Annotated in this window: 13 protein-coding genes; 6 read left to right on the top strand and 7 right to left on the bottom strand. The window is 36.5% G+C overall.

Going from position 1 to position 15,077, the window contains the following annotated elements:
* Positions 1-39: 39 nt before the first annotated feature.
* Together AMS59_RS09290 and pdhA are read right to left on the bottom strand one after the other, a co-directional pair.
* Complete coding sequence (locus tag AMS59_RS09290; RefSeq protein WP_049668280.1) at positions 40-1,017, bottom strand: alpha-ketoacid dehydrogenase subunit beta; 978 nt, start codon at positions 1,015-1,017, stop codon at positions 40-42.
* 3 nt (positions 1,018-1,020) lie between these two features.
* Entirely contained in the window at positions 1,021-2,136 is a 1,116-nt protein-coding gene (gene pdhA, locus AMS59_RS09295) for a pyruvate dehydrogenase (acetyl-transferring) E1 component subunit alpha (protein ID WP_053483453.1), read from the bottom strand.
* A gap of 392 nt (positions 2,137-2,528) precedes the next feature.
* Here pdhA and def point away from each other — a divergent pair, with 392 nt between their 5' ends.
* Positions 2,529-3,086 (top strand): peptide deformylase, encoded by a 558-nt coding sequence (def, locus tag AMS59_RS09300; protein WP_053483454.1) that lies wholly within the window; start codon positions 2,529-2,531, stop codon positions 3,084-3,086.
* 150 nt (positions 3,087-3,236) lie between these two features.
* Here the strand turns inward: def and AMS59_RS09305 are convergent, their stop codons facing one another.
* A complete protein-coding gene (locus AMS59_RS09305) occupies positions 3,237-4,007 on the bottom strand; it encodes a Cof-type HAD-IIB family hydrolase (protein WP_053483455.1) in 771 nt (256 codons plus the stop codon).
* Between the two features lie 448 nt (positions 4,008-4,455).
* On the opposite strand from AMS59_RS09305, the gene AMS59_RS09310 reads away from it, so the two are divergent.
* Positions 4,456-4,665: a DNA-dependent RNA polymerase subunit epsilon gene (locus AMS59_RS09310; protein ID WP_053483456.1), complete on the top strand. Its 210-nt coding sequence runs from the start codon at positions 4,456-4,458 to the stop codon at positions 4,663-4,665.
* Positions 4,666-4,670: 5 nt separating this feature from the next.
* Positions 4,671-6,338, top strand: coding sequence for a ribonuclease J1 (gene rnjA / locus AMS59_RS09315; protein WP_053483457.1), 1,668 nt, complete (start codon positions 4,671-4,673; stop codon positions 6,336-6,338).
* Positions 6,339-6,731: 393 nt separating this feature from the next.
* Here rnjA and AMS59_RS09320 read toward each other — a convergent pair whose 3' ends face one another.
* The gene (locus AMS59_RS09320) at positions 6,732-7,565 is read right to left on the bottom strand and encodes a TetR/AcrR family transcriptional regulator (RefSeq protein ID WP_053483458.1); all 834 of its coding nucleotides are present in this window, start codon (positions 7,563-7,565) and stop codon (positions 6,732-6,734) included.
* A gap of 99 nt (positions 7,566-7,664) precedes the next feature.
* Here AMS59_RS09320 and AMS59_RS09325 point away from each other — a divergent pair, with 99 nt between their 5' ends.
* Entirely contained in the window at positions 7,665-10,754 is a 3,090-nt protein-coding gene (locus AMS59_RS09325) for an efflux RND transporter permease subunit (RefSeq protein WP_053483459.1), read from the top strand.
* A gap of 736 nt (positions 10,755-11,490) precedes the next feature.
* On the top strand, positions 11,491-11,961 hold the full coding sequence (locus AMS59_RS09330) for a GNAT family N-acetyltransferase (protein ID WP_369814316.1): 471 nt from the start codon (positions 11,491-11,493) through the stop codon (positions 11,959-11,961).
* A gap of 41 nt (positions 11,962-12,002) precedes the next feature.
* Here AMS59_RS09330 and AMS59_RS09335 read toward each other — a convergent pair whose 3' ends face one another.
* The 3 genes from AMS59_RS09335 to AMS59_RS09345 are packed head-to-tail and all read right to left on the bottom strand — an operon-like array spanning position 12,003 to position 14,498.
* Positions 12,003-12,998, bottom strand: a complete 996-nt coding sequence (locus tag AMS59_RS09335) for a S66 peptidase family protein (protein ID WP_053483460.1) — start codon at positions 12,996-12,998, stop codon at positions 12,003-12,005.
* A gap of 18 nt (positions 12,999-13,016) precedes the next feature.
* Positions 13,017-13,514 carry a GNAT family N-acetyltransferase gene (locus tag AMS59_RS09340; RefSeq protein ID WP_053483461.1) on the bottom strand — a complete coding sequence of 166 codons (498 nt, stop codon included), beginning with the start codon at positions 13,512-13,514 and terminating at the stop codon, positions 13,017-13,019.
* Between the two features lie 18 nt (positions 13,515-13,532).
* On the bottom strand, positions 13,533-14,498 hold the full coding sequence (locus tag AMS59_RS09345) for a S66 peptidase family protein (protein ID WP_053483462.1): 966 nt from the start codon (positions 14,496-14,498) through the stop codon (positions 13,533-13,535).
* A 261-nt stretch (positions 14,499-14,759) separates the two neighbouring features.
* Here AMS59_RS09345 and AMS59_RS24990 point away from each other — a divergent pair, with 261 nt between their 5' ends.
* Entirely contained in the window at positions 14,760-15,014 is a 255-nt protein-coding gene (locus AMS59_RS24990; RefSeq protein WP_156304595.1) for a hypothetical protein, read from the top strand.
* Positions 15,015-15,077: the final 63 nt, after the last annotated feature.

Here is a 15,077-nt window from a genome sequence, read left to right on the forward strand (position 1 = left end):
GTACCCATCCTTTCTATATTACCGTGGTTTAGAACTACATTAGAATGTTAAAACTTTTTTCGCTGTTTCCATTACATCTTTATAGTTTGGTAACCAAACACCTTCAGCTTGTGGGAATGGGTACACAGTATCTGGTGCAGCCACACGAAGTACAGGTGCTTCTAAGCTTAAAATCGCGCGTTCTGTAATCTCAGCCACAACATTTGCAGCAATACCAGCTTGTTTTTGAGCCTCTTGTACAACGATTGCACGACCTGTTTTTTCAACTGACGCAATAATTGTTTCAATATCAATTGGTTGGATTGTACGTAAATCAATAACCTCTACAGAGTGGCCTTCTTTTTCTAGCTCTTCTGCAGCCTTTAAGCTTTCGTGAACCATTAAACCATAGGCAATAATTGTTAGATCTTTACCTTCACGTTTTACATCCGCTTTACCTAGTGGAATTTCGTATGCTTCCTCAGGTACCTCTTCACGGAATGAACGATATAATTTTAAATGCTCTAAGAAAATGACTGGGTTATCATTTCGAATAGATGAAATCAGTAAGCCTTTAGCATCGTACGGTGTTGATGGAACAACAACCGTTAAACCTGGCTGTGCCGTCATTAAGCTCTCTAAGCTATCAGAGTGCATTTCAGGTGTATGCACGCCACCACCAAATGGAGAACGGATTGTTACTGGTGCATTATAGACACCACCGCTACGATAGCTCATACGTGCTAATTGACCACTAATTGAATCCATTACTTCATAAACAAAACCGAAGAACTGTATTTCAGGAACTGGACGGAAACCTTGTAGAGAAAGTCCGATTGCTAAACCACCAATACCTGATTCTGCTAATGGTGTATCGAATACGCGGTCAACACCGAATTCTTTTTGTAGGCCTTCAGTTGCGCGGAATACCCCACCGTTGACACCTACATCTTCCCCGAATACAAGAACGTTTTCATCATTCTTTAATTCTGTGCGAAGTGCATCTGTAATTGCTTGAATCATTGTCATTTGTGCCATAGGTTATTTCGACTCCTTCTCTTTGTAGATTTCATACTGTTCTTTTAAATTAGATGGCATTTCGCCTTTATACATGTTTTCCATTAACTGTGTTACTTTTTGTTTTGGAGCAGCATCGGCTTTTTTGATTGCCTCTTTAATTTCTTCTTTTGCACGCTCAATAACAGCTTCTTCTTTTTGCTCATCCCATAGACCTTTCGCCTCTAAATATTTACGGAAGCGTACAAGAGGGTCTTTTTGTGCCCATTCATTATCTGTATCAGATGTACGGTAACGCGTTGGGTCATCCCCTGCCATTGTATGAGGACCATAGCGATAGCACATTGTTTCAATTAAAGTTGGACCTTCGCCATTAACTGCGCGCTCACGTGCATCACGTGTTGCTACGTAAACTGCTAGCGCATCCATACCATCTACTAAAATACTTGGTAAGCCAGCTGCTACACCTTTTTGCGCAATTGTTTTCGCAGCTGTTTGTAATTCACGAGGTGTTGAAATTGCATATTGGTTATTTTGTACAATGAAGATTGCTGGTGATTTAAACGCACCTGCAAAGTTAATGCCTTCATAGAAATCCCCTTGTGATGAACCACCATCACCTGTATAAGTTACAGCCACAGCCTTTTTACCACGTTTTTGAATACCAAGCGCTACACCTGCAGCTTGAATATATTGTGCACCGATAATGATTTGAGGTGCTAATACGTTTACACCTTCAGGAACTTGGTTCCCCATAAAATGACCACGCGAGAATAAAAATGCTTTATCTAAAGGTAAACCATGCCATACGATTTGTGGTACATCACGGTAACCTGGTAAAATCCAATCTTCTTTTTCTAATGCAAAGTGTGAAGCAAGTTGTGAAGCTTCTTGCCCAGCCGTTGGTGCATAGAAACCTAATCGACCTTGACGATTAAGAGAGATAGAACGTTGGTCTAAAATACGTGTATAAACCATACGCGTCATTAACTCAACTAGCTCCTCATCAGATAACTTTGGATCTGCCTCGTCATTTATAATTTCGCCTTCTTCATTCAAAATTTGAAACATTTCAAACTTATCTTCTATTTCAGTTAGCGTTTGTTTAGCATCAAAAATATTATTGTTTTTTTTGCCCATTTGTCACATCTCCCTTTCAACTGTATTAAAATAAATCACCTTTTTAACTAGTACAACTTATTCTTTGCACTCAGTATACTGAATAAAATACTGTCGGTCAATCATATATTACGCGTACAAACAAAGATTTTTTCTAAAATAACGATTAAAGAACTCTGTTTTATACTGTACTACTAATTAACAAGAACTGTATTATAACAACTTGTTAAAAGTACATAATTATTAAGTTTCTCTCCACGTTACCAATAGTAGAATGCCCACTTCTAGACAATCTAATAGCTAAAGAAAAATTTTTTAAGTATATTCAAATAAGGTCTTTTTTCATGTGATTGTTTTAAGACGTGATGTATACTTATAAGTAAGCACTACAAAGTTGAAAGGAAGATTCATATATGATTTTAATGGATGATATTATTCGCGAAGGTCATCCGACTTTACGCACAAAAGCTGAGGAGGTCAAATTCCCTTTAACTGATGAAGCAAGACAGCTAGCAGAAGACATACTTCAATATTTAATAAACAGTCAAGATCCTGAAATTGCAGATAAATATAATTTACGCGGCGGCATTGGATTAGCTGCCAATCAAGTAAATAGCCTACATCGAATGTTTGCCCTTCATTTAACAGATGACAATGGCGAACAATTAAGTTTTGTAGCTATCAACCCAAAAATCGTTAGCCACTCTGTAGAAAACACATACCTTGCAGCGGGTGAGGGCTGCCTTTCTGTAGATCGCAATGTTCCTGGCTATGTACCACGTCATGCTCGTATTACAGTTAAATTTAAAACAATTGACGGTGAAGAGAAAAAAATGCGACTTAAAGGCATGCCTGCCATAGCCTTCCAACACGAATTAGACCACCTTAACGGCATTATGTTTTACGATCGCATCAATGAAAAAAATCCATTTGCGGGAATTCCAGATTCTACTCCATATGAGCGTGACTAGAGGCACGACGAAAAGAAAACAACACTGCAGTTATTTTACATCTGTAGAGAGCTGTTTTCTTTTCAATTGCGATTATTCATCTAACTAAAGACCAAAACAAAAGCAACTAGCTGTAGTCATTATCTCCAACTAGTTGCTTCTTTATCTTCATTAGATAATTTTTAATTTGCGCATAATTTTAGCAAGGCCATCCTCATCCACATGATCTGCAACATGAGTAGCAACAGCCTTCACTCTCTCATGTCCATTCCCCATCGCCACGCCTGTCCCAACAGCCTGCAGCATTTCAATATCGTTGATACCATCTCCAAAAGCAATGGCATCATTTAATGACAGCCCCATTTTCTTAAGGATCTTTTCAATACCAACAGCCTTCGAGCCTCCCTTTGGTAAAATATCACAAGAGTAGCGATGCCAGCGTACAAACTGCACGTTTGGAAATGCTTCACGATATAAATGTTCATCTTTTTCTTCCATAAAAATAAGTGTTTGATAGACATCGTTCTGCATATAATAAGTTGAATCTATAGTTGGATACTGATATTTTAATGTATTTAAGCTTTCTACTACCATATCGTTATTTCCTACAGATGCAATCATTCGTTTGTCGTCTAAAAATACTACAGGTTCATTTCGCACTTCACCAAAAGCAATGATTTTGGCTAGCTCGTCTTTCTCAACACCATTTGTATAGACAACTTCACCACGATAAACAACATATTGTCCGTTAAATGTCACATACGTATTAATATCTAACTCTTCTAGTAAGGATTGAATCATGAAAGGTCCACGTCCAGTTGCAATCGCTAGCTCATAACCATTACGACGAGCTTCAAAAAGCGCTTCTTTCGCAGAATCAGGTAATATTTTCTCACTATTATAAAGTGTACCATCTACATCAAAAAATAATATTTTCTTCATCTTATAGTCCCCTTCATTATGTAATATGTTGCAAAGGTTAATGACTTTACAGAGGCAATATTTTTTATTATAATGATCCTAAGGAGTGATGTGCCATGCTGAAGAAACTCAAACGGAAATTGTTGAAGCAACTTCGCGGCATACTCGGAAAAAAATCAATTGCCTAACATTTGCCCTTCATTATTTGAAGGGCTTTTCTTTATTTTAGAGTAACTGCGTGATAATATAAAGGAAATGCATTTATTTGGCTATGTGCAACCACTGTCTCATTGCTTTATTCAATTACACCTTGTTGTAATTACGTCTGGATTGTAGCATTGAGATACAAGAACTTCAAACGCCTAATTTCGTCCTTAATATCTAGAAATTTGCTGTTTTTTCTTGTAGTACGTGCGTGGTATTAGTCAAAGGTGCAATAAAATTGTACGCAATAAAAGGAGAGCAAACTATGATTTACAAAGTTTATTATCAAGAAAAAGCAAATGAAATTCCAGTTCGCGAAAATACTAAAAGTCTATACCTTGAAGCTGCTTCAGAACGCGAAGTACGTCAAAAGCTAAAAGACCGAAACTACAATATCGAGTTCGTTCAACTGCTTGAAGGTAACTATTTAGTCTACGAACAAGCAAGTCCGAACTTCATCTTGGAGGAAATTTAACAAACATGAAGTTTGTTAAAAATGACCAAGCAGCTGTTTTCGCGCTCGGCGGACTGGGCGAAATCGGCAAAAACACTTACGGCGTTCAATTTCAAGATGAAATCATTTTAATTGATGCAGGTATTAAATTCCCAGAAGACGACTTACTTGGCATAGACTATGTAATTCCGGATTATACGTATTTAGTACGCAACGTCGACAAAATTAAAGGATTATTTGTTACACATGGACATGAAGACCATATTGGTGGTATTCCCTACTTATTACGTCAGATAAATGTCCCTGTCTACGGTGGTAAGCTTGCACTTGGCTTATTACGCAATAAGTTAGACGAGCATGGCTTGCTACGTACTACAAAGCTTATCGAAATTAAAGAAGAAGATGTTATTAAGTTCAGAAAAACATCTGTTAGCTTCTTTAGAACAACACATAGTATTCCAGACGCTTACGGAGTTGTTGTAAAAACACCACCTGGTAACATCGTGCATACCGGTGACTTTAAATTTGACTTTACACCTGTAGGCGAGCCAGCCAACTTAACAAAAATGGCTGAAATCGGCCGTGATGGAGTGCTGTGCTTACTTTCAGATAGTACAAATGCAGAAAAACCGAACTTCACAATGTCAGAGCGTACAGTTGGAAAAAGTATCGATGAAATTTTCCGTAAGGTTGATAGCCGTATTATTTTCGCAACTTTCGCATCCAACATTTACCGTTTGCAACAAGCAACAGATGCTGCAATAAAATACGGAAGAAAAATTGCTGTCTTCGGACGTTCAATGGATAATGCCATTACACTTGGTCGTGAACTAGGCTACATTAATGCGCCAAAGGATACATTTATCGATGCCCAAAGCATTAATCGTCTTCCTGCCAATGAAGTAATGATTTTATGTACAGGCTCTCAAGGTGAACCGATGGCAGCCCTTTCTCGTATTGCAAATGGTACACATCGTCAAATCCAAATCCAGCCTGGTGACACAGTTATCTTCTCTTCTTCACCAGTACCAGGAAATACGGTAAGTGTAAACAAGATCATCAACTTACTTTTCCGTGCTGGTGCAGAAGTTATTCATGGTGCACTAAATAATATCCATACTTCTGGTCACGGTTCTCAGGAAGAACAAAAATTGATGCTACGCTTAATGAAGCCGAAATTCTTCATGCCGATTCACGGTGAATTCCGTATGTTGAAAATGCATACTCATCTAGCAGAAGATTGTGATGTTCCACTTAAAAATACATTCGTTATGGAGAATGGTGACGTGCTAGCATTAAGTGCCAATGAAGCACATGTAGCAGGTCGTATTCCTTCAGGAGACGTTTATATTGACGGCAATGGTATTGGAGATATCGGCAATATCGTATTACGTGATCGACGAATTCTTTCTGAAGAAGGTTTAGTAATCGTTGTTGTAAGTGTGGATATGGAAAATCAAAAAATTGTTTCCGGCCCAGACATTATTTCACGAGGCTTTGTTTACATGCGTGAGTCAGGTACGATGATTAATGAAGCACAAAAAATGTTAAATCGTCACCTGAACGAGACAATTCAAGGCAAAACACCTCAATGGACTGAGCTGAAAAATGAAATCACTGACGTATTAGGACCATATTTATTTGAAAAAACAAAACGTCGCCCTATGATTTTACCGATTATTATGGAGGTTTAACCTCATTACAAAAAACTACGCAAAATTGCGTAGTTTTTTTTTACAATTTTTTGAAACCTCGTTACTTTTCTTTCGTATATAGTAATGACAACTTTAAAAATCACTTCAACGACAATTTGTTTCTAAACATTCAGTAAGACCTTTTGAAGAAAGTGGCTGCTTGAATAATGGAATCATGTTCCTATTGTAATGCTATTAGAAGCACCGCAAATCACTTCTAATCACCTAGACTAATACATAATTGCCGCTAACACTTCAATTTTTCATATAACCATTTTTTAATCTCCATCAATTTCGATTTGGTGTAATTTTAGCTTTCGCACAGAAAACATTGCTGAATGAAGAAAAAACAGGATCGTTCACCCGTTAGAGTGAGCAATCCCGTCCTTATGCCTAAATATTAAAGTATTTAGCTATTACATAAGCAACCCAACTATAATCTGGCTGTAAGCGTATATTTTCAATTAAACCTTTTAAAATTGGTTTACTATAGGTTGGATTTTCAACTTGAAATTTTAATAATTCAAGAGACTCACGTTCTATAGAGTCTTCTGAGCCAACTAGATGTTGTTCGATTAATTCTAGTAAAGACTCCTGTGAAAATTCTTCATTACAAGGTTTTGTAGTTAATTGAATGAGCTCCTCGGTTATAAATGGTATCGTCGTATGCCGTGCAATAATTTCCGTCTTTTCCGCTAGAGATTTAGCCAATTGATCTAAATCGAGTGGTATATCGGAAAAAATAAAAAGTTCCGAATAACTTTTCATAAATCCTTTAATGCAATACATAACATCGTATTTTGTCTCGTGAAGTTCATCCTGATATAGCTGCTCAAGCATATAGACGATCGACTTAGACATTTCGAGATCATAGGCAATTATTTTCTGAAACAATTCTTTTTTTGTAAGAAGTACTTTCTCATTAAAAAACACTCGGGCAGATGCAGCATGATTTTTAAATGCTTGAAAAATACTTTTGTAAAATTCAACTAAAATAATATCTTTACTAAGTGAACTTCTGACTACTTGGTCAACGTCAGTGACAAACTGTTGTAGATAATACTCTACCATAGAAATTAGAAGCTCGTCTTTTGTTTTGAAAGATAAATAAAATGCACCTTTTGAAATTCCACATCGTTCTGTAATCTGCTGTACAGATGTAGATTCAAAGCCTTGCTCTGAGAATAGCTCCAACGCTTTCTCCATAATAAGTTGCTTTTTTAACATACTTTTAATTCTCTCCTAATGTATTTCATTGACAAATGACCGATTAGTCATTAGTATAAATAACGAAATCTAGTTAGTCAATAAAGGGTAGGTGTGAAGGTGAAAGGTTTAGTTAATTTCGTATTGAAAAACAAATTGGCAGTGTGGTTATTAACAATTATCATCACTGTCTCTGGTATTTATTCAGGTACAAAAATGAAAATGGAATCCATACCTGACATTTCTATACCATATTTAATTGTAATGGGTGTTTATCCTGGCGCAACACCTGAACAGATCATGAATGAGCTTTCCATTCCATTTGAAAAGTCAATAGAAAGCTTAGAAGATGTAAAGGCCGTTTACTCATCATCCTCTTCAAACGTAGCACAAGTTCAAGTTGAATATGATTACGGAATTGATATGGATGAGAAAAAGCGCCAATTAGAGTCAGCTTTAGATACTATAAAATTACCTGAAGGTGCTCAAAAGCCACAAATTATGGCGATTAGCATGAATATGATGCCTGTTGTCGCTTTATCAGTTAGCAGCTCTAAGGAAGATATTGTTGGATTAACATCAACAGTAGAAAACATTCTACTTCCTAAAATCGAAAAAATTGATGGCGTCGCTTCAGCAACCATCAATGGACAGCACATTAATGAAGTATCATTTAAATATGATAAAGCGAAAATGGCTGCTCTCGGCTTAACAGAGGATTCTGTCAAGCAAATGATTCAAGCAAGTGATATGTCACTATCACTTGGTTTATACCAATTTACTGTTGGTGAACAGGCAGTTTCAGTAGATGGTAAAGTTAAATCTATCGATGAATTAAAAGACTTATTAATCCCAGTCACACCTTCAGCTACAAACCCTTCACCATTCGTTCGCTTAGGCGATATTGCAACGATTGAAGTAAAAGGTAAAGTACAATCTGTATCACGTACAAATGGCAAAGATGCGATTGCGATTCAAATCGTTAAAAGTCAAGATGCAAATACGGTAAAAGTCGTAAATGCAGTGAAAGATTTAATGAAAGATGAAGAAAAATCATTAGACGGCTTAAAAGTTGATATCTCACTTGACCAAGGTAAACCGATTGAAGATTCAATCTACACAATGATTGAAAAAGCAGTATTCGGTGGTGCCATTGCCGTATTAATTATTTTACTATTCTTACGTGATTTCAAATCAACAATTATTTCGATTATTTCTATCCCAGTTTCAGTATTTATGGCATTACTACTATTAAACTGGATGGATATCACATTAAACATTATGACTCTCGGTGCGATAACCGTGGCGATTGGTCGTGTCATTGATGACTCAATTGTAGTTGTTGAAAATATTTATCGACGTATCCATTTAAAAGAAGAAAAACTTACAGGTCGTGCTCTTATTCGTGAAGCGACAATTGAAATGTTCAAGCCAATCCTTTCTTCTACATTAGTAACTGTAGCAGTATTCGCCCCACTAATATTTGTAGGCGGTATGGTTGGTGAATTGTTCATGCCATTTGCGTTAACAATGTCATTTGCGCTAGGTGCTTCATTAATAGTAGCGATTACAATTGTTCCAGCTTTATCTCACTTCCTATTCCGTAAAAAAATATACGGTGAGAAAAAAGAAAGTCAACATAAAGAAGTTGGTAAACTAGCTCTTTGGTATAAAGGTGTATTAGCGAAAGCATTAAATCATAAAATCATTACATCCATTATAGCGATTGTATTGCTTGTTGGTTCTCTTGCTTTAACACCACTTATCGGCTTCAGTTTCATGGGCTCACAAGAAGATAAGGTTATGTACTTATCGTATACTCCTGCTACAGGCGAGCTAATGAAAGATACCGAAGCAAATGTTGCAAAAGTAGAAAAAGAATTAATGAAACGCAAAGATGTTAATATTTTACAACTTTCGATCAATGACCCTAAACATGTTGATCCTTCGGCAATGATGATGGGTGGCGGAGCTGGTGGTGCCTTAATGTACCTTATCTTCGATCCAGATATGGAAAACTTCCCTGAAGCACGCAAAGAAGTTGAAGACTATATAACTAACATCGGTCAATCAGGAACATGGAAATCTCAAAACTTCTCATCAATGTCGTCGTCTTCAAATGAAGTAAGCTACTCATTATATAGTGAAGATCTAGATAAGCTTCGCAAAGCAGTGAAACAAGTGGAAGGCGCATTAAAAGAAGTTGATGGTTTAGAAGAAATTAAGTCTGATAATGAAGATCCATTTGTTGAGCATGTCCTAAAAGTAGAGCAAAAGAATGTTCTACAATACGGATTAACTACTGCTCAAATTGTAATGGCTTTAAATGAAAGTACATCACCAGAAGTTTTAACAACAGTTAAGTATGATGGTGAAGATATTGATGTTATTGTACAACGTGAAGAAAAAGCTGCAGCAAAATCTCTTGATGATGTATTAGCTACTAAAATCCAAACAGCTTTAGGCACAACAATGACAATCGGTGAGTTAGTAAAAGTAGAAGAAGGCACTACCTTAAACAAATTATCTCGCTCAAAAGGTGAATACTTCGCAAAAGTTTCTGGTAAGATTATCGGTGACGATATTTCAAAAGCAACTTCAGCGGCTGATAAAAAAATCAGTAAATTAGATTTACCTAAAGGTGTAACGACTGGCGTTGGGGGTGTTGCTGCAGATATGCAAGAAACATTCACAAAGCTTGGAATTGCCATGTTAGCTGCAATTGCTATCGTTTACTTCATCCTAGTAGTAACATTCGGTGAAGGTTTAGCACCATTCGCTATCCTGTTCTCACTACCATTCGCAGTAATTGGCGCATTTGTCGGCTTGTACGTCACAAATCAAACAATTTCTGTTTCTGTTATGATGGGACTATTAATGCTGATCGGTATCGTTGTGACAAATGCCATCGTATTAGTAGACCGCATTATCCATATGGAACGTGACGGACTTGCTATGCGCGAGGCCATTTTAGAGGCAGGTGCAACTCGTTTACGTCCAATCCTAATGACTGCCATTGCAACAATCGGTGCGATGATTCCAATGGCACTTGGTAATGGCGGTAGTGGTCTAATTTCAAAAGACTTAGCAATTACCGTAATCGGTGGTTTACTATCTTCAACTCTATTAACATTAGTAGTTGTACCTATCGTTTATGAAATGCTATCTAAAATGTTAAAGAAAAACCGAAAAGATATTGAAGAAAATTAATAATTAGATGTAAAATAAGGGCTCTCCTTTGAAGGGAGCCCTTTTTTCTATGTTTTGATGGAGCCTTATCGTCATTTATACAAACTACATTATTTATAATTTTCATGACTCATTAGCATAACGTGGGGTTGATTTCCGTTACGTTTGTATTTGCTTTCCTTCCGCGGGTATTCTCTACCTCCGCGCAGATATTTGCCCGTTTTTTGTGAGAAAGCGAAGCGTCAGCTACAGGATGTTGGTCAAGGCGTTATCACAGGACGTGATGCTTTTAGCTTTCATTCCACTACCCGCTTTGCTACGCTGCAGAGTCTCATCTGTGACGCTGATTCCCAAGGCCACTTCAATCAACTTATCCACATGATAAACGTTTGTAACAAAATGTCATCCCAAACATCTGAATATATTACCTGTCACTTGAGTAAACCTATTTACAATGTAAATCTCCTAATAGTGCATCACATTAAATTTTCGCATTTTTTCAAGCATCCTCATACTTTACTCAACAGCGAAAAATCATTAAATATATAAGTAAACACTGTTGCTACTAAAAAAGTTCATCCCCTCTCAATCTCAAATAAACAACATAACTAAAATTTACAAATCTTGTTATAATTAAATACACTCAAACGCTTTTAAGGAGGAATTTTATGAGCGACAACATTTTCAAACAAGCAGTACCTGTTTTAAAGACAGAAAGATTAACATTAAGACCAATTACACTGAATGACGTAGAAGCATGTTTCTTTATGCTTCTAGTGAACATGTAGCTCGTTATGTGACATGGGACGCACATAAAAGTTTAGATGAAACAAAGGATTTTATTGCATTGATTTTATCTGGTTACCAACAAGGTCAACACTTTTTTTGGGGTATTGAATATGAGCAAAAATTGATTGGCACCATTGACTTCGTGTCGATTAATACGACACATAAATTTGCGGAGATTGGTTACGTTCTTTCTGAAGATTATTGGAATCAAGGGATAACGACTGAAACGGCAAAAAAACTAATCGACTTTGGCTTTAACGAATTAGGATTAGTGCGAATTCAAGCGCGATGCTTTGAAGAGAATATTGGATCACAAAAAGTAATGGAGAAATCAGGGATGCTTTTTGAGGGGATATTACGAAAAAGTATGTTTGTTAAGGGCATTCATCAAAATGTTAAAATGTATGCTATTACAGATGATGACTATGTTAATTCATAATTGGACTAAGCCCTGCAAAAAATCTGTAGGGCTTATTTAATTTACAACCATTTCTCAATACAATAGACTTTTTTAGCCGTAGCATCTAATCTTACTAGTTTACCTATAGCAATTGGGTGCATCGGGTGAGTATGGCAAATATCAAATTCTGCTAAAATCGGGATATCAATGCCGTCTAACTGTTCAAGCAGTATTTCATATGGCTTACGCTCAGTCCCTAAATCATCATAACGTTCATGTTTGCCTAAAATAATGCCACTTATTTTTTCAAATACTCCGTGTAATTTCAGCATCGCAAAATTTTTCTCAACGATGGCTGTATTTTTAGCGCAATCTTCTATTAATAAGATATCTCCATCATTAATTTTCGGGAAATAAGAAGTACCAATAAATCCATACATAGCATTTACATTCCCAGCAATTAATCTACCTTCAGCAACTCCTTCTTGAACCGTCAGCCATTCATTCTTATATAACTTTTTTTCCACCGTTTTTTCTAGCCAATTGACAGGTTCATCTGACCAATATGTGGACATCGGAATTTCGTAAGGTAATGACTGTGATTTAACGAAGTAGTTCTCGAAGAATTGATATGTATCATTGACTAATGGCTCAAATTCACCAAAGGAAGGAACTAAGGCTGGACCGTAATATGTTGTAATTCCTGTTTTTGCGTAAAGTGCCAGTAAAATTGCCGTTGCATCAGAATAACCAACAACGATTTTTGGATTGCTTTGAAACGCCTCATAATCAATATATGGCAGCATACTATTTGAATTTGTACCACCTATTGTCGACATGATGATGTGGACGTTAGGATTTCGTAGTAATTCATTTAATTCTTCAGCACGCTCTTTTGGAGTGCCAGAGCGATAGACATCAGATTTACCAGTTAGACTTCCTTCAATTAAGTTTATATTTCTTTGTTCAAGAAAAGCTTTTGCACGCTTATATCGAGAAAGGGCACTGACGGATGCTGGTGAAGATGGTGAAAAAATACCGATATTTATACTACTACTGTTTCTTATCGAATTCATACAGACACTCCTTTTGTTTTACAATAATTTTGACATATAATATTCATCAATGTACTCACCATCTACATATAAGGAATGTCTTTTAGTCCCTTCAATTTCAAATCCCATTTTTTCATATAATGCTACGCCTGCAGTGTTATTCGCCATTACTGTCAGTTCCAAGCGATGCATCCCCTTTCCTTTTGCCCAATCGTCAAGGTGACTAAATAATGCGGTACCAATCTTTTTTCCTCTAAAATCACTATGGATGCCTACGACAATATAAGCTCGATGTGAAACTCTAGATGGCATATTATTACCTAGAACAATTAAATAACCAACTACACTCTTTTCTATTTCAGCTATAAATAAAGCTGAATGACTGTTTTTGTTAATATTCTCGATAAATTTAGTAAATTGTTCAGTCTCTAGCTTTCGTTCACCTGGCCCGAATAACATAAAATTAGACTCTTCCGCATTTTTTATGACAGCTATGATCTGTTCAGCATCTTCACATATTGCCTCTCTTATTAACATCTTGATTCCTCCTTCTTTCTAAAACTTAGCGACATGTATCACTAAATCTTTCGTGCTCATTTGAATTTCCCCACCGATAGGAAAAGTAAAGATTGGCTGTGTATGTCCGAAATCTACATCATATAGTACTGGAATTCTTCTCAAACTTGGATGCTTATCTAAAATAAAATGTAGCTGCTCCTCTGTCATATTAGAAGCTCTTTGAAAACGCCCTATCGCAATACCTTTTATATTGCTAGTAGCTTGTAATAGTGAGGTGAAGTCCCAAGCAAATATTTCTGGATTAACTATTTCATCATCTTCTACAAATAAAATACTATTCGATAAATCTGGCATATAAGGTGTCCCTTGAAGTAGATTTAACGTACATAAATTTCCACCAAATAATTGTCCACTTGCTTCTCCGTCAGAATAAACCTTCCAGCTACCCGCTTCAAAATGACGATTATGTTGATCTAAATACCATGCATCATCACTCCAAATACTTGAAGCTTTAATCGTATACGGATTATTTTCCATTAAGCATTTTTGAAAATAGGATAGTTGATAGTCTTGTGCCTTTTCCATAAGAAAGCTTGAAAAATGAGGGCCTGAATACGTAACAAATCCGCATTTTTTTGTAATGGCGGTTGCTAAAGCTGTGATATCACTGAAACCACAAAGTATTTTTGGATTATTTGCTATCATGTCGTAATCCAAATAGGGTAATACCTCATTACAGTTATAACCACCAACGACTGTTAATACAGCCTTTACACTCTCATCACGAAAGGCATCATGAATGTCAGCAACTCGATGTTCAATTGATGATGAATTCTGAAGATCGCATTCAAAAATATGTCGACCAAAGGATACTGTAAAGCCTAACTCTTCAAGCTTTTTCTTTGTTTGTTCAACGCCTTCTACTGTGATGATTGCAGCGCTACGACTAGGTGCGATTACCCGTATCTCATCACCCACTGTTAGTTTATTCGGAATACGCAAACTACTCCCTCCCCCTAATAAGTTTTATTTTTTTATTAATCTTTCATCTAGAATTAAATTTTCTCTATTATTACAAAGCCCTTGTGTAAAATCAATTATAAAATTACAATTTTTCCATATATTTTATCTTGTGATGAAGTCCAATGAAAACTATTCAAAAGAGGCTAGAACAAAATTGGACTGAACCTTAAAAATGCGAGAAATCAATTTTAGAAACGCTGATTTCTTGCTTCTACCGGCTTTGTTTGTTGTTTATCAGCGATGTTTGATGGTTTATCAGCGATGTTTGATGGTTTATCAGCGATTCTAACTCTTTTATCAGCGATGTTTGATGGTTTATCAGCGATTCTGGCTCTTTTATCAGCGATGTTCGATGTCCTATCAGCGATTCTGGCTCTTTTATCAGCGATGTTCGGCGTTCCGGCCCTTACCATTCTTCCGACGATAAAAATCCATCAAAAAAGATGCATCGCAAAGTTATTTTGCAATGCATCTTTTTTTGTATTGGCTGTGTGACCAATGCGTTTAATTATGCTAGTAGCACAGACTCCTTAAATTCCTTAATCAGCTTCCCACTTT

Origin of the sequence: Lysinibacillus sp. FJAT-14745, assembly GCF_001275675.1 — a bacterium.
GTDB lineage: Bacteria > Bacillota > Bacilli > Bacillales_A > Planococcaceae > Lysinibacillus.

What these genes read in the sequence shown, in the direction of transcription:
- AMS59_RS09290 (WP_049668280.1), bottom strand. Translation starts at nt 1,017, where the DNA reads ATGGCACAAATGACAATGATTCAAGCAATTACAGATGCACTTCGCACA.
- pdhA (WP_053483453.1), bottom strand. Translation starts at nt 2,136, where the DNA reads ATGGGCAAAAAAAACAATAATATTTTTGATGCTAAACAAACGCTAACT.
- def (WP_053483454.1), top strand. Translation starts at nt 2,529, where the DNA reads ATGATTTTAATGGATGATATTATTCGCGAAGGTCATCCGACTTTACGC.
- AMS59_RS09305 (WP_053483455.1), bottom strand. Translation starts at nt 4,007, where the DNA reads ATGAAGAAAATATTATTTTTTGATGTAGATGGTACACTTTATAATAGT.
- AMS59_RS09310 (WP_053483456.1), top strand. Translation starts at nt 4,456, where the DNA reads ATGATTTACAAAGTTTATTATCAAGAAAAAGCAAATGAAATTCCAGTT.
- rnjA (WP_053483457.1), top strand. Translation starts at nt 4,671, where the DNA reads ATGAAGTTTGTTAAAAATGACCAAGCAGCTGTTTTCGCGCTCGGCGGA.
- AMS59_RS09320 (WP_053483458.1), bottom strand. Translation starts at nt 7,565, where the DNA reads ATGTTAAAAAAGCAACTTATTATGGAGAAAGCGTTGGAGCTATTCTCA.
- AMS59_RS09330 (WP_369814316.1), top strand. Translation starts at nt 11,491, where the DNA reads ATGTTTCTTTATGCTTCTAGTGAACATGTAGCTCGTTATGTGACATGG.
- AMS59_RS09335 (WP_053483460.1), bottom strand. Translation starts at nt 12,998, where the DNA reads ATGAATTCGATAAGAAACAGTAGTAGTATAAATATCGGTATTTTTTCA.
- AMS59_RS09340 (WP_053483461.1), bottom strand. Translation starts at nt 13,514, where the DNA reads ATGTTAATAAGAGAGGCAATATGTGAAGATGCTGAACAGATCATAGCT.
- AMS59_RS24990 (WP_156304595.1), top strand. Translation starts at nt 14,760, where the DNA reads ATGTTTGATGGTTTATCAGCGATGTTTGATGGTTTATCAGCGATTCTA.